This is a genomic window from Mycobacterium sp. NGS26 (genome assembly GCF_059813025.1).
The window spans coordinates 1-217 of the sequence record NZ_JCALDU010000053.1 but is presented as its reverse complement, the minus strand read 5'-3'; the positions used below and the strand labels follow the sequence as shown (position 1 = coordinate 217).

Genomic DNA, 217 nt, shown 5'->3' with positions numbered 1-217 from the left:
CCGAGCTCGATGCGATACCCGCGGATCTTGACCTGCTCGTCGGCGCGGCCGTGGTATTGCAGTTGCCCGTCGGGGCCCCAGCACACCAGGTCCCCGGTGCGATACATGCGCGTCCCCGCCCCGCCGAACGGGCACGCCACAAACCGCGACGCCGTCAACCCGCAACGGTGCACGTAGCCAACGCCCACGCCACGACCGGCCACGTACAACTCGCCGA

At 70.0% G+C, this 217-nt stretch carries 1 pseudogene; it reads right to left on the bottom strand.

The annotated features are described in order from the left end of the window. Positions 1-217: pseudogene (locus AC5Y6X_RS24525) on the bottom strand (long-chain fatty acid--CoA ligase); the annotation flags it as partial.